This window comes from Variovorax sp. P2_H12 (genome assembly GCF_056403395.1).
The window spans coordinates 92673-109857 of the sequence record NZ_JBFUFO010000020.1; the positions used below are offsets into that span (position 1 = coordinate 92673).

Here is a 17185-nt window from a genome sequence, read left to right on the forward strand (position 1 = left end):
GGGCAGATTCACCACGCTGCGTTGAACCTGGTTTCAACATGGGCTGAATTTTCCGGTGTTTTTTGCCTCGGGCGGATGTTCTGGTTGTGATGGAAGATGTTGTCGGGGTCGTACGTGGTCTTCACGTCCACCAGGCGGTCGTAGACGGAGTCGCCGTACGCCTCGCGGACTCGCCCGGGGTCTTCGTCGCCACCGAGGAAGTTGACATACACGCCTTCGCGGAAGCGGCCGAGGGCGGCGAAGAAGCTCCTCGTCCAAGCGGTGTCCCGTTCGCCGAAGTCCTCGCCGGGCCGCCACACGGCATCGAGGGTGATCGCGTGCGATGCCTGCCGGTTCCCGAACGCCGTCCGGCCCTCGGCCACTCGGCTCACCGCCCCCTTCAGATGGAACATCGCCGCATACGACCGCGGCGACGAGCAGGAGAACGCGTGCTCGGCGATCACGTCGATCAGGTCGTCGCGGAGCTCGGGGAGATGGGTGGACTTCCAGTAATAGTTCCAGCCGTGGACGACGGTCGAGTCGATCGCGCTCTGCAATCCCAGGTACGGCGTGGGCCCGACCAGGTCGAGGAGAGGAGTCCGGGATGCGCGCAGCGGGCGGAGCACCTGCTCACCGTCCTCGATCGGACCGGCGTAGCAGGTACCGATCATTACCACCGGGCGCCAGTGCAGAAACTCGGGGATGACCGGTAGCGGTGGCGCGGTGCCGAACCTCACGACCGTGCCGAACGCGTCGGGAGCGTCGCGGACGACGTCGCGGTAGCAGCGGAGGACCTCGCCGACGTCGCTCGCGTCCCAGACGATCGGCCCTGCCAGGACGGTGGGTCCGACGCAGTGGAGGCGGAACTCGAACGAGGTGACCACGCCGAAGTTGCCGCCGCCGCCTCGCAACGCCCAGAACAGGTCGGGGTGCTCTTCCTCGGACGCCCGCAGCAGCTCGCCGTCGGCCGTCACGACGTCGGCGGCGAGGAGGTTGTCCACCGTGAGACCGTGCTTGCGCATCAGCCAGCCGACGCCACCGCCGAGGGCGAGCCCGGCGACTCCGGTGTGGCTCACGATTCCGCCGGTGGTGGCCATGCCGTGCGCCTGCGTCTCGTGGTCGACGTCGCCCCACAGCGCACCACCCTGCACCCAGGCCCTGCGGCCGGCGGGATCGACCCGCACGGCCCGCATCGCCGAAAGGTCGATGACGATCCCGTCGTCACAAACGGCGGTGCCCGCGACGTTGTGGCCTCCGCCGCGTATGGCGATTTCCAGATCGTGCTTGCGGGCGAACCGCACGGCCGCGACCACGTCGGCGGTCCCGATGCATCGGGCGATCAGGCGCGGGCGCCGGTCGATGGCACCGTTCCAGACTGCACGGGCGGTGTCGTAGTCGGCATCGTCGGCACGGATCAGCCGGCCGCGGAACCGGTCGATCTCCATGACGGTCGGCACCTTGCTCTCGCGGCCGACTTCCGCGGTTGTCGCTGTCGTCATCGTGACCTCCTGTCTCGACGACCACATCCGACCACAGCGGACCGCGGCCGTAAAGTCAAGAATCTGGACTTCCCTAACGAAGGCGGGGGCGCAATACTGGCCTCGTGAGGACATACGGCCAATACTGCCCCATCGCCCGTGGCGCCGAAATATTCGCCGAGCGCTGGACACCGGTGATCATCCGCAACCTGCACCTTGGCTGCGGAAGCTACTGCGCGATCCTGGAGGGCGCGCCCGGACTCTCCCGTACCCTGCTCTCACAGCGGCTGAAGCAGCTCGAACTCGTCGGCATCGTCGAATCGGCACCCAAGCCCGACGGCCGCGGGCACCACTACAAGCTCACCTCCGCGGGCCACGAGCTCTTCACGGTCTGCCAGTCGCTCGGCGAGTGGGGTGCGCGTTGGCTCGAGATTGCCCCCCAGCACCTCGACCCCTTCGTGGCCCTGTGGTCAATGTGCAATGCGCTCCGCAGAGACCAGCTCCCGGATCGACGCGTCGTCATCCGCTTCGACTTCTCCGGCCGCCCGCGCCTTGAACGTTATTGGCTTCTCATCGAACTCGGAGACACCGAGATCTGCAAGACGTACCTCGGCCACGACGAGGACCTCTACATCACGGCGGAAGCCGAAGCCTTTGTCAAATGGCACGCCGGCCAGCTCACCTGGGCGCAAGCCACCCGCGAGGGCCGCATCCGACTCAACGGCCCTTCATCGCTCGTCAGAGCCTTCCCAACCTGGAACGCCCGCAGCATGTTTGCCCACATAAGCCCGGTCTTTCGCACCGCCACGAGCCCTGCGGACTGACCTCGTGGACGCGATGGCTCCCCTGTGCTACCAGCGGAGCGATCGGATGCAAGGGGATGTTGGCACTGAGACGCTTACCCATGCTGACACGCGGCTCAACGACCAATGCCGGCGATTCTTGAAAAGCCCGTCACAGCCTCGTTCCGCCCGCACCGAGCATGAAGGCGCCCGAATGGCCAAGCTTGACGCGCCCCGAGGACGAAGAGCCGACCACGAAGCCATAGCCATAGGAGCCCGCGCGCGCCGACGCGTTGGCCGGCGGCGAACTGACGATCTGCGGACTGATCGCGGGCAGCAGGGCCTCGGCCTTGACCACCGGACGCCCCCGGTAGGTGTCGTTCTGCAAGACCATCGACATCCAATGCGCGAGGTCGTTGACGCTGGAGCTGACGCCCCCTTTCAGTGGTTCAGCTGTGCTTCGCCACGTGCTGGGACCCTTCAGTTCGAGTGCATTCATGGGATTCCTGTCGCTTCAGTGCATCGCAGGCTACTTCAATGTGCCCGGTTCAGTCGAGGATTTGGACTTTGGTTAGTGCAGCTCCGCGGTTTGGGCTTGACCTCGTACCGGGTCCGCAGTTGTGCCCTTTGTCACGGTGGCGCAACCGGCCAGAGGCAGTCCTTCGAGCTCATCTCAAATTTTGAGCCATGAACCGCCGCGCCCGATTGCGGGGGGTCGAGACTGCTTTGCTTGCACGGCAAGCTCTGGACTGCCTTGAAGCTAATAAGGGGCGACCCGCAGCCTTGCAAATTCTGAGTCGCCTTTTTTATAGGGAAATACCCTAAATATTTCGCTGGAATGGCCGATAGAAGGTGCACTGCTTCCGGCATCCCGTCGAAGTGGGCATCGGCGCCAAAGTCGACCAGCACCCAGAGAGGAACTTCAGTGCGTCTCAACGAACCAGTCACCCCGCACGAGTTCGATTTCCCCAACAACGCCACGCTCATGTCCACCACGGACACGCAGAGCCATGTCACCTATGCGAACGAGGCGTTCGTCGCGGTCAGCGGCTTCACACGCGAAGAAATCAAGGGGCAGCCTCACAACTTCGTCCGCCACCCGGACATGCCCAAGGAGGCCTTCGGGGACATGTGGGCCACCCTCAAGGGCGGCGAGCCGTGGTCTGCGCTGGTGAAGAACCGCCGAAAGAACGGCGACCATTACTGGGTTCGTGCGAACGCCGTCCCGGTGGTGCGAAACGGCCAGCAGGTGGGCTACATGTCCGTGCGGACCAAGCCCAGCCGTGACGAGGCCGCCCGTGCGGAGACGCTGTATCGTGAGTTCCGCGAAGGGCGCGCGGGCCGTCGCAAGTTCCACAAGGGGCTCATCGTCCGCACAGGCTTGGCTTCCATACTCAGCCTGGGTCAGAAGACTTCGGTGCGGGGACGCATTCGCCTGACGATGACTGGAATGTGGTTCTTCTTCCTGCTGTGTGCAGCGATGTTTGCCGCCGATTGGGCGGGCGTTGCCAAGCTCGGTGCGGGGGCCGCCGTCGCCGCCTCGGCCGTGTCTGCCGTGCTCGAGATGCAAATCGCAAGACCTCTCGAAGTTCTGCTCAAACAGGCCCTGGGTGTGGCAACAGGCGAAAGCCGAGATGTCGCGCAAATGAACCGCGTCGACGAGATTGGCATGGCGATGCGGACCGTCAGCCAACTAGGGCTCATGTTCCGCTGGCTCATTGACGACGTAAGTCAGCAGGTGATGACCGTGCAGGTCGCAGTCACGGAAATCGCGCGAGGCAACACCAACCTGAGTTCGCGCACCGAGCAGGCGGCGGCCAGCGTTGAGGAGACGGCGGCGACTATGGAGCAGATGACTGCGACGGTCAAGAATAATGCCGAGACCGCTCAGCAGGCCAACCAGCTCTCGGGCTCGGCCAGCACGGCTGCCGCCAAGGGTGGCCATGCGGTCTCGCAGGTCGTGGCAACCATGACCGACATTACCGCTAGCTCGAAGAAGATTTCCGACATCATAGGCGTCATTGACAGCATTGCCTTCCAGACCAATATCCTCGCGCTCAATGCGGCGGTGGAGGCCGCGCGCGCCGGCGAACAGGGACGTGGCTTCGCCGTGGTTGCTGGCGAGGTGCGCAATCTGGCACAGCGCAGTGCAGAGGCCGCGAAGGAAATCAAGAGCCTCATCGGCGCCAGCGTCGAACGGGTTGAGATCGGCGTCAAGCTCGTCGACGACGCGGGCAAGACGATGGAAGCCATCGTCTCGCAGGTCAAGCGCGTTTCGGACCTCATCAGCGAAATCAGCTCCGCCACCATCGAGCAAAGCGCCGGCATCTCCCAGGTCGGACAGGCTATCGGACATCTTGACCAAATCACGCAACAGAACGCCGGGCTCGTCGAACAAGGCACCATGGCATCCCAGAGCCTGCAGCAACAGGCCGGGCGCCTGTTCGAAGCAGTCAACGTCTTCCGTTGAACCGAAGCAGCAGCCCTGAATCGCCCTCCAGTTCCGGCAACATTGCGCGCCGTGCAACTTCTGCTCGGCCATGGCAAGCTCGAGAGCACGGTGGGCTACCTTCGCATCGAAGTTGAAGACGCGATGGAACTCGCAGAGCAGACCGACGCCTGAAGCCGTCGGCCGCTCGGCCGTGCTGGACCGGGCTGGGAGGACTCTGGCGAGTTCCCTGACTTCATCAGCTGGTTCAAGTAAGCTTCAGGCCGAGCACTGGATTTCGAGTGGCCCTGTGGAGGGCAGGATGCGGCCAGAAGCGGCTGTTCGGCCGCGCCGCAGAAATTGCGGGATAGCAGTCCTTGGGTATCGACGTCTCGCAAAGCCGCGCGATGCCCTGAATGCCCCATGGTGCAATTGCTGAAGCCGTCGACCGATGTGACACTGGCCTGTTGCCACGTCAAGGAACAAGCCATGGTCATTAACGGCCCGAAAGCCACCCTCACCGCTTGCTTTGTGGCGGCAGTTCTTGCCGTCGGCTGCGCCTCTCCGGTGGAGACGCTGCAGACCCGCGTCGGGAAGATTGAGCTGCAATCCGGCTATCCAAGCGATGAAAGCGTTCGCAAGCTGTACGACGAGCTCGATTTCCAGCGGGCGACCCAGGCGTACATCTGGGCCACGCCCCTCGTATCCATGGAGGCCTTGGTCAAGGGCAACCGGGACCTCGGGGTCGGCTACAACCAGATTAGCGTCAACGACGAGTACACCAGTGCGTCTTTTGTTGCACTGACCGCGAACAACACGACCATCTACGCGGGCATCCCTGTCGACCTGCGCGGCGGGCCCGTGGTCGTTGAGTCGCCCGCCGGCGTGTACGGCGTCATCGACGACATGTGGCAGCGCCCTGTTGTCGAAGTGGGACCGTTCGGGCCCGACAAGGGCCTCGGAGGCAAGTTCCTCCTGGTTCCCCCGGGGTATGGCGGACAGATTCCTGCCGGCTACCTGCCAGGCCGCTCGTTGACGAACCGGGTGTTCTACATTGGACGCGCCGGTGTGAAGGACGGCAACGTCAAGGCCGCCGCGGACCTGCTCGCGACCATCAAGGTTTATCCGCTGGACCAGGCGCAGCGTCCGCCGAACACGCGCGTCGTGCGAACGGGTGGCAAGCCGGCTGACACCATCCCACCTCAAGGCTTCGAATACTGGACACTGCTTGCCCAGGCCGTCGAGGCCGAACCCGTCGAGACGCGCGACCGGTTCTTCCATGCCATGCTGAAGCCGCTCGGCATCGAAAAGGGCAAGCCCTTCAACCCTGACGCGCGGCAGAAGGCCATCCTCACCGAGGCGGCGACCGTTGGCTTTCGCATGGCCCAGACGCTCAGCATGGCGCCACGATTGGACAACGCAAAGGGCTACCCGGGCACCCAGTGGGACTGGGTGCTCACGCTCAACCCGAATCAAGAGGCCGCGGGCTACAGCCAACTCGACGAGCGCACGGACTACACCTTCGAGGCCATCACCATAGCCGACGGGATGATTAAGCCCATCGTCGGCGCCGGCTCGCAATACATGAGTGCGGCGCGCGACAAGAGCGGCGCTTGGCTCGACGGCGGCAGGTCCTACAGGCTGCGCGTACCTGCCAACGTCCCCGTCAAGGAGTTTTGGGCGGTCACGGTCTATGACAACATGACCCGCTCGATGGTCCAGACCGCGAGCAAGAAGCCTGGCATCGATTCGCAACAGCCGAGCCTCAGGCCGAATGCAGATGGTTCAGTGGACCTCTACTTCGGCCCTGCAGCACCGGCCGGGCGTGAGAGCAACTGGATTCAGACGCTGCCCGGAAAAGGCTGGTTTGCCTACTTTCGCTGGTACGGACCCACGCAGGCCTTTTTTGACAAGACGTGGGCACTGCCTGACATCGTTCCCTTGTGACACCTTGGGCACGTCGCCTGTGTTGCTTTGCGTCGGCACACATCAGAAGTCAGCTGCCAAGGGTCTGCTATGGAGCAGAAGGGAAGGACTCCTATGGGCCCGTCACGGCCACCAGCCATGCGGCAGGATGCGGCCAATACCGGACCTACGAAGCGGGCTCTCAACTAGCGCGCGAAATCGGCCCCTGACAGGGCTGGTCAATCCACATCAACCCAGCGTTGGTACCCGGTTTCGGCATTGAGCGTGACCGTGGTCCCGAGACCACAGCTTGGCAAGCTGTCTGAGCGGAATAGTGAGGCAGGCCGTCTGTTGCGTGCCGACATCGAGCGCGCGAGCGCATGTCTTGCGCCGGGGGGTGCGACCCGGTTTCGCTTCACGCAATTGCCAGGGCGTCGCCTCGCAAACGCCTCGTTTCGAAAGACCAAGCAGCGGCGAAGCGCCGACATGTGAGGCACGTCCGCAGCGCGGGTAAGCGAAAACCCCTCCCTGAAATCCTGACTGAATGGTCAGCACTTCCCTACAATGCTCACTTTTTGCTTACACGGGAAGCGCATTGAATCATCTGCTCGGCGTCCTCGCAACGTCAATCTCGTGCTTGATTTTGGTGGCAGCCTGTGGAGGCGGTGGAGGCGGCGGCATACCATTCGGGGCGACGTCCACGGTGGTTGCAGCCTTGCCCCAGGCGGATCACGCCGCTGCGGCAGGAGAAGAAGCTCCGGTCGGGCTGAGCTACGCCGTGGATTCAGTGGTCTACGTTCAAGGCGTTCCCGTCGAGTCCAACCAACCACGCCACGGCGGCGGTGCGGTCACCACGTACACGATCTCTCCGGACTTGCCCAAAGGCCTAAGCCTTGATGCGGCCACCGGCACGATCAGCGGCACGCCGCTTGAACGGTCCGCGACCACGCAGTACACCGTCACCGCCAGCAATGCCGCCGGCAGCACCACGGCGGCGCTCACAATCGAGATATCCGCAAGGCCCGTGGCGCCCGACACCCTGCGCTACGGCAACGAATCGATCATCCTTGTCGTCGGCAACGCATCGCAGGCCAACCGTCCGAGCAGCACGGGTGGCGAAGTTGTCAGCTACAGCGTTTCGCCCGCATTGCCCGCGAGCCTGAACCTGGACAGGAGAACCGGCATCATCAGCGGCACGCCTTCGCAGGTCGCTGCCGCAGCGATCTACACGGTGACGGCCAGCAACGCCGCGGGCAGCGTCACGGCACGATTGCAGATCGAAGTGCGTGCGGCCGAAGTCGCGCCGGATACCTTGCACTACACGAACGAGACCGTGAGCTATCCGCTCGGGCAGTCGATCACGCCCAATCGTCCGACGGCCACCGGCGGCGAGATTGCCAAGTTCGCCGTGGTCCCCGTGCTGCCGGCAGGCCTCTCGCTGAACGCATCGACCGGTGTGATCAGCGGTACGCCAATCGTAGTCAGCGCGCCGGCCGTGTACGTCGTGACAGGCACGAACGGCGCGGGCAACACCACGGTGCGTGTGAGCATCGAGGTGCAGGCCCAGGTGTTCGCGCCGACCAACCTTTGGTACGCCAATCCCACGCGCTTCTACGTGGTGGGGGAATCGATCCTGCCTGACACGCCGATGAGCCAAGGCGGCAAGATCAGTGCCTACTCGGTGTCACCGGGGCTTCCGATGGGGCTGGGATTGAATCCGCAGACCGGGGTCATCAGCGGGACACCGCTTCGCCCCCAGGCCGAGACGACCTACATTGTGCAAGGGGCGAACAGTGCTGGCGCGGTCGCGACTCAGTTGCGCATAACCGTGACCAACGGATTTGATGGCACTTGGACTGCCGCGGCGCCCATGAAGCCAGGTTTCATCCTCAAAACAGCTACGCTGCTTCAGGATCAACGGATCCTAGTGACGGGGTTCTTCGCCGCCCAGTACCGGGGCACTCCAGCCTCCATGCTCTACAACCCTGCGACCGACGGCTGGACCGACGCGGTGACCATGGTTTCACCGCGTTCCGACGCGAGCGCCACACTTCTGCGAGACGGAAAGGTGCTTCTGGCAGGAGGAGGTCCCACCGGTGACCCGTCATTCAAAGGCAACGCCGCTGATCTCTACGACCCGCTTACGGGCCAAGTAGTGGAGACGAGCAGCATGAGCGTGGCTCGCTACGACCATGAGGCAACGCGATTGCAGGACGGCAGCGTTCTGCTCACCGGAGGCTTTGTCGGTAACCGCTACTCTGCTTCGACGGAGTGGTATACGTCGACCTCCGGCAACTGGTATGTGACCAATCCCATGACGGAGGCCCGTATTCAGCATAAGGCCACGCTGTTGCTCGATGGGCGTGTCCTGGTCACCGGGGGAAGGGGATATGGAAGTGATCTATCTACCGTCGTCGACCTGAGTTCGGCCGAAATCTACGACTACTATCCTGGACGTTGGTCGAGCGCCGGGCGCATGCGCGAAGGGAGTTTTGGCCATTCGGTGACGGTGTTGCCGAGCGGGAAGGTGCTCGTGGCGGGCGGCGCGACGGGAAGTAGCATCACCTCATCGGTTGAACTGTTCGATCCGGTGACGCACGTGTGGACCGAGATCGGTGGCATGAGCGAGGCTCGTTTTGGTCATACGGCCAGCTTGCTGGCGGATGGCAGGGTTCTGGTCGCAGGGGGAATCCGCGGATGGCTCCGCTTCGATCAACCAGACTTCTTGTCGTCGGCCGAGATATACGACCCGCTTACTGGACATTGGTCTGCCACGCGGAGCCTGCTGCAGGCGCGGTCGGGACACTCAGCCATCGCCTTGCCGGACGGCCGCGTCCTCGTCGCTGGTGGAATATCGGATACAGGCGAGTCTCCCTATGGCTTCACGCAGTCGACTGAGTTGTATCGGGTGGTCCCAAAGAGCCCATAGCTGCCGCGGGGCTTTGGCACCTGGGCTTCCAATAGAGTTCGAGTTTGCGGTGCCGGAGGAAGGCGACGCGATTGCCGACGACTACGGCTCAATCGGCCTGAGCCTCCGGCGGCATCCACTGGCCCTCATTCGACTGCAGCTGGGCCAGCATGGCATTCGGACCTCCGAGGAGCTACGGACCCGCGCGAAGGACCGTCAGAAGGTGTTGGCGACGTTCGCCGGCGATCGCTTTTTCTGGCTCGCCGCCGCGGTGCTCACGGTCTCTGCCCATGCGGCTTCCGATGGGCCTGCGGAAAAATCAGGGCAAGTTCCCGGCTACTACCGCCAGATGCTCGGCGACGTGCAGGTGACCGCACCATTCGATGGTGTCGTGCCTTTGTCGCGGTCGCAGATCGTGGGATCGCCGATCAACGGGCCTGGCTGCGGCGCTGGAGGCGGCATCGCGCCGCCTGGGCCTCGGCACCACGAGCCAAACACATATTGCTGGCTGAGGCGGAAGACAGACTGACAGAATTCGGCCAGAACCAGTCATTCGCCGCCCGCTCTGAATTCGCCTGAAATCGACCCTTGAACTGCCTCCTCCACAATTTTGATGAGGTTTCATTCTCAGCAATGTGTAGCCCGGCCAGACCCATGCGGTCGCGACAGTTGCTGTGGCAGGATGCGGGCCGAGAGCCGACTTTCGGAGGACCAGGCAGAGTCGGCGCCCCGCAACTCCTTGAGCCGCTATGACAGCCTGGAACATCATCGAAGCGCCACAGGAGGAAGTGAGGTCGGGCGAGCTCGGTCGACGCCTGCGCCACTTCAACTACGGTTTCGTGGGCGAGTATCCCGAGTCGCAGCCGATATGGCTCAGCGCCAGGGATGAAGAAGGTCGAATGGTCGGAGGGCTTCGCGGATACGTCTTCGTGTACTGGCTTCACATCGACGTGCTTTGGGTCGACGAGTCGGCCAGAGCTACCGGGCTTGGCAGCGCGCTGCTTGAGCAGGCCGAGACGAAGGCGAAGGCCCTGGGCGCCCACAGCGCCAAGCTCGACACGTTTGAGTGGCAGGCCCCCGACTTCTATGCAAAGCGTGGCTACCAAGAGTTTGGCCGCATCGACAACCACACCAATGGGTTCTACCTGGCGTTCATGATGAAGAAGCTATGAGGACCAAGGGCAGAATGCAGCCAACAGCCGTCACCGGCCACAGCCGGCCGGTCGACCATGCCGAGAATTCGCCAGGAAGCGGACATTCCAGGTGCGCACAACGGCCCCATGGAGGCGCTGGCCGTGCCCTCAACTCCATCACAATGTCTAGCTACCGTTAGGAATCTTCATGTCTCTGGAAACTTGGCTTCTGTACGTCGTCGCTGTCTTCGTGTTGACCGTCACCCCAGGTCCGAGCGTCTTGATGTGCGTTTCCAACGCAGTAAATCATGGGGTCCGGCGCACGTTCTTTTCAGCCATCGGCAGTGTCACCGCCGTCGTCGGCATCATGGCGTGCTCCGCTATCGGGGTGGGTGCCGCTCTCGCCGCGTCCGAAACCCTGTTTCATGCCATCAAATGGTTCGGCGTCGGCTACCTGCTGTACATCGGTATCACGACACTGCGTTCCACTACTTCCAATTTCGAACTTCCCTTCGGCACCGCCGGTCGCTCAAGTCGGAAGGCGCTCTACGCGAAGGGATTTCTGGTGGGAGCAAGCAATCCAAAGGCCCTGCTTTTTTTCACTGCGTTCTTCCCGCAGTTCATCAATCCGGCTGCGCCTCAGCTGTACCAGTTCGCCCTTCTTGGCGGCACCTTCGTCTGCTTCGAGCTGTTCTGGCTGATGTCCTACGCCTCGTTCGCTTCGCGCCTTTCTCCATGGTTGCGAGTCAAGGGGCGGGCAAAGGCCTTCAACCGGCTATCGGGAATGACTTTTATGGGCGCGGGCGCTCTACTGGCCACCGTCAAGCGTGCGGCCAAAGACGCGTAGGCCGGAAACCCGGGTTCGGCCACCAGCAGAAGTTCGCGTGCGCCACCCCATTTCCAATCTAGGAACGAGGTCCCCATGTTCATTGTTACTCTGACATACATCCGCCCGCTCGAGGAGCTTGACGCGCTCATGACCCAGCACGTCGGTTGGTTGAAGAAGCACTACGACAGCGGCCTCTTCATCGCGTCAGGACGGCAGGTGCCCCGCAAAGGCGGCGTGATACTCGCGCGCTCAGGCAACCGACAAGAACTCGACGCAATTTTGGAGCAAGACCCCTTTGCAAAGAGCGGATGCGCTCGCGTGGACGTTATCGAATTCACACCGAGCATGACCTCACCGGGTGCAGAAGTGTTGAAGGAAATCTAGGCGAGAGCGTGCAGATTTCGCGGCGCTTCCACCACAACGATGTGCCTTGCGACCGACGGCACCCGGCCAATAGCGGCTGTTGGACCACAGTGCAAAAATTTCGGGTTGGAGAGTTGAGAGGGAAAGATGCGCGTCTTCTACGTGTTCTGGTTTGCCTTTTGTTCCCTATGGGGATACTTGGTCGCGGGGTCATCCGGAGGGGCTTCCTACCTGACACTCCTCGCGGCGCTGCCTTTGGCCGTCCTCTGCTTCACTGTGATGTTCGCCCTGGAACTCCGCCGCCGACCAGACGGTCAGCAAGCGTCGATTCCTTCGCTCAGGCTTCCTCCTTGGGACCTACCAACGGGCATGGCGGTCTTCGGTGCCATGACCTTTAGTTTCGTCGCGTTCTGGGGCCTAGCGCTGTCGCTTGCCCTCGGGTACGGCGGAACCCGCCTCGCGCTTCAAATAGGGGGCTTCGCCTTCGCTTCTTGGCTTTCGATGTTCATATGCCTCCGGCTGATGCCGCAGCGATTCAAGACGCCACATCCGACACAATCCGGATAAAGCATGAGCCCTCGCAGTAGCGCTCGCCGCAACTTCGACATTCGGCCACAACCAGACATTCGATGGTCTGCTCGACTTCCTCATAGCAGGACCTTCGCGGCGCGCGCACAACAACGCCTGCAGAACCTGGAACGGCGGGTTCTGAAGCGCGTGCACACCGCTGGTCTCGATGAACAATCGGCCGCGAGCTGCCGTTCGTTGACGACGCTCTCATTGATAGCCAAAGGTGCCGGACGCAAACTAGCTGGCTGCTGTCCTGTTCCCGCGCTCTCGGGCGGCACCAACCTCTCGCTTCAGCCAGCTTCCCAAGGACTGTACAGCTTCAAGCTTTCTCGAAGCAGAAGGCCAGCAGTAGTAGTAAGACCGGTCGGTGTGCAGCAGTTTGTCATGCAGTCGCCTAAGGGAGCCCCGCTGGTCACCGGCCGGCACAAACTCTGGCGGAAGAAGCGCTGCTCCCAGTCCTGCTGCTGCAGCCTCATACGTAAGTAGGAGCAGCGAGTGGTTGCCGCCGACGTAGTCGATGCCAGTGGCCCCCATGCCCACGTGTGCAAGGTACTTGGGCCACGTCCCGTTCATTTCCTTGAGCTCGACCGCGGGAATGCGCTCAAAACCCTCCAGGCTCGATTGCCCTAGGCGCCTCAACAGGCTCGGCGCGGCGTAGGGCGCGACGTCGACGTCGCACAGCTTGAACCACTCGCAGTTGGTTGGCGGCTGGACCGCATTGACGATGGCGGCATCGATTGAAGTGGAATCGAAGTTGACGCTGCCCACGTGCGGCATCACATTCACCCGGACCTCGCCCTGCCGTGAGTAATAGGCCGGCAGATTAGGGATGAACCAAAGGTTGCAGAAGCTTGCTGCCACTGAAATGTTCAGCACGTTGCTCTGCACATCCCCCCCCATCTGCATGCGAAGCGTCGCTGCCCGCAGGTCCTGGATGACGGGCCTGATGAGTTCACGAAACTCGGCGCCCTGGTTCGTCAACTTCAGCCGCTGCCGTTCTCGGGCGAACAATTTGACCTGCAAGAGCGCCTCCAAATCAATGACCTGCCGGCTCACTGCGCTTTGAGTGAGACCAAGGCGCTGGCCGGCTTTGGTGAAGCTCAGGCCATCTGCCGCGTGCTCGAAGATGACGAGGCTATCGATAGAGGGGAGAGCGGCGTGGATGCTTCTTTTCATGAGTTTTTCGCATGAACTTCATGCGTCACCATCGGTGGTCAAACTGCGAAACCCGGCCTACGATTCGCTTGGCTTTTGGAGCAACTCGAAGTAGCTGCTCTTGGAGCGGCGGCGAAGTCAGAAGCCTCACTTGATAGCAAATTCATTATGAACCAAGTCGCGCTAATCGCTGGGATGGGGCCGGACGCAGGAGCGGATGTCCTGATGCGGTTCCTTGAAGCATGTCGAGGGCAGTTGCGAGCTGCTCGGCAAAGCGTCACCGACCAAGCTTATCCCCCGCACGTTCTCATTCAGTTTCCTATCCCGGACCGCTCCGCGGCACTGCTCAAAGGCGGGCCCAGCCCGGTCCCTGGGCTGGTGAGCGCAATGGGCGTGGCAAAGGCGTCAGGTGCCGGCGTCTTCGGAATTGCCTGCAACACCGCGCACTTTTGGTTCGACGAGCTGCGGACCCTGTTCCCGGACTCAGACCTTGTGCATATCGCGGATGAGACTGCGAGGGTCGTTCGGCTTGCCGGAGCGAAGAAGTGCGCTGTGTTGGCGACAAAGGCAACGCAGCGCGGTGGCTTGTTCAGCAAGGCGATGGCTTCGGTCGGCGTCCAAGTGCTCGAGCAATCGGAGAACGAGGAAGACGCCATTCATCAAGCCATTTTCAGTATCAAAGCGGGGGACTTGAATCGAGGTCGAGCTATGGTCACAGCACACCTCAAGCGCCTTCTCGAATCCGCCGACGTTGTCGTATTGGGCTGCACCGAGCTTGGACTGGTTGTCGATGCCAAGCGGCATCCAGGACAGGTCGTCGACGCAGCGACTTCACTTGCCGAGGCGCTGGCGGCGAAGGCATACGGCACCTACTGCACAAACTCCACCATCCACTCACCGGCCCAGGACAAACAATGAATCGTCGAAATTTCACCTTGACTGCATGCGCGAGCCTATTCGCCTACTCTGCTCCCATCAAAGCTCAAACCTGGCCCGAGAAGCCGGTCAAACTCATCGTGCCCTTCGCAGCAGGCAGCTCGCCGGACACCGCGAATCGCGTGCTCGCAAATGAACTCGGGCAGGTCTTAGGGCAGCCAGTAGTCATCGACAACCGGCCAGGGGCAAACGGCATCACGGGAACTATTGCTGCACTCTCCTCGCCGGCCGACGGCTACACCCTAATTTCAATCAACGTCGGGACACTGGCGGTAAACCCGTACTTGTTCCCGAAGCAGAAGTACGACCCGCTGCTGGACTTGGTCCCCATCGCGCTGACCGCCTCCACCGCCAATGTCCTGGTGGTCCGGCCAACATTGCCAGTAAAGACTGTTCAAGAGCTCATCGCCTACTCAAAGGCCAATCCAGGCAAACTCAGCATGGCTTCGTCCGGCACCGGCACCACGGGCCACCTCAGCGGCGAACTTTTCAAGGAAATGACGGGTGTGGACGCGGTCCACATCCCCTACAAAGGCTCCTCTGCGGCCTACACAGACCTTCTTGGCGGTCGTGTTGATTTCATGTTCGACAACTTGGTTTCAGTTGGACCCTACGCGAAGGATGGTCGCGTGAGGGTGCTTGCGGTGACCTCCGCCCAACGGAGCGAGTTGCTCCCGAGCGTGCCGACGCTTCAAGAAGCTGGACTCAAGGGCTACGAGACAGTCTCCTGGGGCGGCGTTGCAGCTCCTATAGGAACCCCTCAGCCAGTGATTCAGACCTTGAAAAAGGCCGTCGAAAAGGCGAATGCAACTCCCGCGAGCGTTGACTTCTATCGTCAGACGGGCGTCAAGGCCGTCCCGCCGATGTCGGATGAGCAGTTCATCCGGTTTGTGAAGGCAGAGCAGGAAAAGTGGTCTGCCCTCGTCCGCAAGAGCGGCGCAGCCAATTCCTGAGGCGATGAAGGACCATGGAGACAAGCTTCGTGAGCAAGAAAATTCGTATCGCCGTCCTTCACTTCTCGCATGAGACGGTCACCTTTCTGCCAAACGACACCGAGCTCTCAGACTTTATCTACGAGGGGTCACCTTGCAGAGATGAGGAACTGCTGCGCTATGACCCGCAAGGTTATATGGGTGGATTCGTCAAGTGTGCGAGGGAGTACTCGGAAGTCGAGCTCGTTGGCATCGAATCGCCTCTGTTCCCGAAAACCGGCATTGGCTCGGGCTGGGTCACCAACGAGGCTTTTGAGCACTTCGTGGGCGCCATGCTTCGAGACATGAAAGAGCGCGGCCCCTTCGACGGAGCCTACATGGCAGTGCACGGAGCGATGGCGGTGAGAGGTGTTTCGCGGCCAGAGGCAGAACTGGCCGCTCGTGTAAGAAAGCTCGTCGGTCCCAAGGTGGTGATTGCGGCTACGTTCGACCCGCATGGCAATGAAGACGAGCAGTTCCTCGCGTCCGCGAACCTCGCCTTTTGCGTCAAGTACTACCCGCACTACGACATGCATCTGCAAGGAGAACGAGCGGCCCGCGCCATGGTTCGAAGCATCAGAGGCGACTACCGGCCCACCTCGTCGTGTTTGAAGGTGCCCATCATCTCCGCCACGGTCGTCCAGTGGACCGGCGCATCTCCATGGATGGATTTGGTTCAGCGCGCTTTGACATGGGAGGCCCGTAAGCCCGACACCTACGTCAATGTCTTCTTTGGATTCCCTTGGGCGGACACGCCCGATGCCGGCATGACCATCCAGGTCATCACCAACGGGGACCAACGACTAGCAGACGAAGTGGCAAAGGACATGGCAAGTACCGCCTGGAGGCAAAGGGAATCGCTTCTTAGCTCGACCAAGGTGCACTCCATCGAGGATGGTGCGCGTCTGGCAGTGGAAGCAGTGACCGGCGGGCGGCGACCTGTAGTTCTGGCGGACCATAGCGACCGTTCGGGGTATGCCACGTGGCTGCTGACCGAGATGCTCCGTCTCAACGCTCGAAAGACTCTATTCGCGACGATAGCGGACGGTGACTTGGTCCGAAAGCTCTTTGCCGCCGGCGTGAAGATAGGCGACGCTTTCGACTACCCAATTGGAGGTCGAGTGGAAACGTCCGCCGGTGAGCCTGTGAGAATTTTCGGTTCTGTTCTCGCCAAAGGAACAGCTAGAGACGCGACTGGCAGCCGGGCCGAATGGATAAGCGTGCGCTTTGGCGATGGAAACGTGGTCGTTGTGAGTTCGAACCTCATGCAGATAGCCGAGCTGGAGATGCTCGAGGCAATGGACCTCGACCTGGGCCAGTTTGATGTGATTGCCATCAAGTCTCGAGTTCACTTTCGACGCGGTCTCTACGACAGCGGCTTCTCTCTCGAAGTTCTGCTAGTTGAGCCCGTCGAGCCGTTCTTGGGTACGACACGACTTGACGGCTTGCCGTATAAGAACTTGAACCTGGTCGACTACTATCCTTATGGGAGACTGACCTTCAGTCCTTGACGGCACTGCGTCGCTGATTGCTGCCGTCGCTCGAGGGGTCCTTCCACCGCGACGGGCCCGGTGAAGCCAGTGCGTGTCCGGCAGAATGCGGCCAAGAGCGGAACTACGCCACGGACATCCAGTTTTCGCCCGGAAGCGCCTGCCAGACGCTTAAAAATCAATAGGACTTCCCGAACCATGAAAACCCAGTACTACACATCTACAAGCCTTGATGGATTTCTGGCGACCGAGGACGAC

Annotated in this window: 14 protein-coding genes and 1 pseudogene; 12 read left to right on the forward strand and 3 right to left on the reverse strand. The window is 61.8% G+C overall.

Annotation, left to right across the window (positions count from 1 at the left end; all coding sequences use genetic code 11):
* Nucleotides 1-8 precede the first annotated feature (8 nt).
* Entirely contained in the window at nt 9-1478 is a 1470-nt protein-coding gene (locus AC1DYK_RS16140) for an FAD-binding oxidoreductase (RefSeq protein ID WP_478167239.1), read from the reverse strand.
* A gap of 104 nt (nt 1479-1582) precedes the next feature.
* Here AC1DYK_RS16140 and AC1DYK_RS16145 point away from each other — a divergent pair, with 104 nt between their 5' ends.
* The gene (locus tag AC1DYK_RS16145; protein ID WP_478167240.1) at nt 1583-2281 is read left to right on the forward strand and encodes a winged helix-turn-helix transcriptional regulator; all 699 of its coding nucleotides are present in this window, start codon (nt 1583-1585) and stop codon (nt 2279-2281) included.
* A gap of 130 nt (nt 2282-2411) precedes the next feature.
* Here AC1DYK_RS16145 and AC1DYK_RS16150 read toward each other — a convergent pair whose 3' ends face one another.
* The gene (locus tag AC1DYK_RS16150; protein WP_478167241.1) at nt 2412-2738 is read right to left on the reverse strand and encodes a hypothetical protein; all 327 of its coding nucleotides are present in this window, start codon (nt 2736-2738) and stop codon (nt 2412-2414) included.
* Nucleotides 2739-3164: 426 nt separating this feature from the next.
* Here AC1DYK_RS16150 and AC1DYK_RS16155 point away from each other — a divergent pair, with 426 nt between their 5' ends.
* The 8 genes and pseudogenes from AC1DYK_RS16155 to AC1DYK_RS16190 all read left to right on the forward strand — a co-directional run bounded on the left by AC1DYK_RS16155 (nt 3165) and on the right by AC1DYK_RS16190 (nt 11826).
* A complete protein-coding gene (locus AC1DYK_RS16155; protein ID WP_478167242.1) occupies nt 3165-4709 on the forward strand; it encodes a methyl-accepting chemotaxis protein in 1545 nt (514 codons plus the stop codon).
* A gap of 42 nt (nt 4710-4751) precedes the next feature.
* A pseudogene (locus AC1DYK_RS16160) lies at nt 4752-4862 on the forward strand (integrase); the annotation flags it as partial.
* A 228-nt stretch (nt 4863-5090) separates the two neighbouring features.
* On the forward strand, nt 5091-6614 hold the full coding sequence (locus tag AC1DYK_RS16165) for a DUF1254 domain-containing protein (RefSeq protein ID WP_478167243.1): 1524 nt from the start codon (nt 5091-5093) through the stop codon (nt 6612-6614).
* Nucleotides 6615-7167: 553 nt separating this feature from the next.
* A complete protein-coding gene (locus tag AC1DYK_RS16170; RefSeq protein WP_478167244.1) occupies nt 7168-9501 on the forward strand; it encodes a putative Ig domain-containing protein in 2334 nt (777 codons plus the stop codon).
* 49 nt (nt 9502-9550) lie between these two features.
* On the forward strand, nt 9551-10009 hold the full coding sequence (locus tag AC1DYK_RS16175; protein ID WP_478167245.1) for a hypothetical protein: 459 nt from the start codon (nt 9551-9553) through the stop codon (nt 10007-10009).
* A 220-nt stretch (nt 10010-10229) separates the two neighbouring features.
* Entirely contained in the window at nt 10230-10652 is a 423-nt protein-coding gene (locus AC1DYK_RS16180; RefSeq protein ID WP_478167246.1) for a GNAT family N-acetyltransferase, read from the forward strand.
* A gap of 169 nt (nt 10653-10821) precedes the next feature.
* On the forward strand, nt 10822-11460 hold the full coding sequence (locus AC1DYK_RS16185) for a LysE family translocator (protein WP_478167247.1): 639 nt from the start codon (nt 10822-10824) through the stop codon (nt 11458-11460).
* Between the two features lie 75 nt (nt 11461-11535).
* The gene (locus tag AC1DYK_RS16190) at nt 11536-11826 is read left to right on the forward strand and encodes a YciI family protein (RefSeq protein WP_478167248.1); all 291 of its coding nucleotides are present in this window, start codon (nt 11536-11538) and stop codon (nt 11824-11826) included.
* Between the two features lie 786 nt (nt 11827-12612).
* Here AC1DYK_RS16190 and AC1DYK_RS16195 read toward each other — a convergent pair.
* Entirely contained in the window at nt 12613-13551 is a 939-nt protein-coding gene (locus AC1DYK_RS16195; protein ID WP_478167249.1) for a LysR family transcriptional regulator, read from the reverse strand.
* Between the two features lie 75 nt (nt 13552-13626).
* Between AC1DYK_RS16195 and AC1DYK_RS16200 the strand changes: the two genes are divergently transcribed.
* From AC1DYK_RS16200 to AC1DYK_RS16210, 3 genes are read left to right on the forward strand one after another with little or no spacing between them, the layout of a single operon-like run.
* A complete protein-coding gene (locus tag AC1DYK_RS16200) occupies nt 13627-14448 on the forward strand; it encodes an aspartate/glutamate racemase family protein (protein ID WP_478167250.1) in 822 nt (273 codons plus the stop codon).
* On the forward strand, nt 14445-15419 hold the full coding sequence (locus AC1DYK_RS16205) for a Bug family tripartite tricarboxylate transporter substrate binding protein (RefSeq protein ID WP_478167251.1): 975 nt from the start codon (nt 14445-14447) through the stop codon (nt 15417-15419). The genes AC1DYK_RS16200 and AC1DYK_RS16205 overlap by 4 nt, the downstream gene beginning before the upstream one ends.
* Before the next feature lie 29 nt (nt 15420-15448).
* Nucleotides 15449-16948 (forward strand): M81 family metallopeptidase, encoded by a 1500-nt coding sequence (locus AC1DYK_RS16210; RefSeq protein WP_478167252.1) that lies wholly within the window; start codon nt 15449-15451, stop codon nt 16946-16948.
* Nucleotides 16949-17185 lie beyond the last annotated feature (237 nt).